General features: G+C 63.0%; 2 protein-coding genes. Both read left to right on the top strand.

Going from position 1 to position 1,528, the window contains the following annotated elements; genetic code table 11:
• Window positions 1-264, top strand: a 264-nt coding sequence (locus tag A3764_RS16965) for an SCO family protein (protein WP_201722454.1), incomplete at its 5' end; no start/stop codon positions are given.
• Window positions 261-1,528 (top strand): M23 family metallopeptidase (locus A3764_RS16960; RefSeq protein ID WP_067951806.1); only part of this gene is annotated, 1,268 nt, incomplete at its 3' end. The genes A3764_RS16965 and A3764_RS16960, both read left to right, overlap by 4 nt.

The following is a 1,528-nucleotide window of genomic DNA, read 5'->3' as shown; positions in this document are numbered from 1 at the left end:
GAATATGTCGGCTATTTTCATCCGGTCATTCGTGGTTGGACGGGGCCGGAAGACCAGATTGCCCGCGCTGCAGAAGGGTTTCGTGCCTCATTTGAGCGCGTCCCGACTGAGGGCGGCGGCTATACGATGAACCATACGGCAGGCGTATTCCTGTTCGATGCCGAGGGTGAGCTCGTCACCATGATCGACTATCACGAGCCAAGAGAATTCGCGGTGCCGAAGATCCGGCGCGCACTGACAGAAGACGTAGAGGGGGCAACATGAAGATAAGAACTGTCTTGGCGGCCGTTGCGGTCGCAGGCGCATTTTCGGTGACCCCCATCGCCATCTCTGGCGTTCTGTCCAAAGAACCGGTGCCCCCTGCGATTGCTGAAGCGACCCTCTGGACTCCCGATCCGCTTGCGCCGCCTCGGATTACCGAAACCAATTCGGTCCGCCCTACACTCGCCCAGGCAGATATCGCATTCGAGTTCAGACCCCGGCCCCTCCTGACCGTTTCCCCCGCTGATACCTCCTTGCCATCTATCGAGCCCCAGCTGGTCACCTGGTCGCGCGAGATTGCGTCGGGCGAGACGCTTGATGCGGTCCTTTCCGATGCGGGGCTGGATGCTTCGGATCGCGCCGAAATCGCCTTGGCGATTGGCGCGGAATACGATCTGCGCCGTCTGCGTCCGGGTCACATCATTACCGTGGTTTCCACAACGGACGACAACCCGCGTCGTGTAGAACTAGCCGTCGATGACGGTGTCCGGATAGAGGCGGTCTTCGGCGAACAGCTTGCCGCCCGCGTGTTGGAGCCGGATCCCGAATTGGTGACTTTCGCTGGCGAGGCGGTGATCGAGAGCTCGATTTTCGCCGCCCTAGACACGGCAGACATCCCCGCCCGTTTTGCGGTGGACCTGGCGCAGATGCTGGGCGGCACCGTGGATTTCCGTCGTGATCTTGCGGGTGGCGAGACGATGCGCCTCCTTTGGCGCGAGGCCCGAGACGGGAACAAGAGGATTGGTCAGCCCGAGCTTGCCTTTGCCGCACTGGATATCGATGGCTCGGTCTATGAAATCGTCTGGCCGAACGACGGCAGCGGCCAAGCGACGATCTATGTCGACGGAGAAGTCCTGCGCGTGTTTGCGCAACCGGTCGAAGGTGCACGGCTGAGTTCTGTGTTCGGGCGCCGCACCCATCCGGTCTACGGCAATGTACGGATGCACACAGGGGTCGACTTCGCGGCGGCGCGCGGCACGCCGGTACAGGCGACGGCGCCGGGCCGCGTTCGCTTCATCGGCCGACGCGGTGGGTATGGCCGGGTCGTCGAGATCGCTCATGGCTCCGACACCCTGACGCGCTATGCGCATCTGAGCGCCGTACCGGACGGGCTCACACAAGGGCAACGCGTGATGGCCGGAGATATGATCGGGCGGGTCGGTGCGACGGGTACCGCGACAGGCCCCAACCTACATTACGAAGTGCTGGTGGACGGTCGCCCAACCGACCCTCTCTCTGACGACCGATTGGCAGAGGCGGCCGAGCG

The organism is Sulfitobacter sp. HI0129 (genome assembly GCF_001635395.1).
Classification (GTDB): Bacteria; Pseudomonadota; Alphaproteobacteria; order Rhodobacterales; family Rhodobacteraceae; genus Sulfitobacter.
This window is presented reverse-complemented; position numbering and strand designations above follow the sequence as displayed.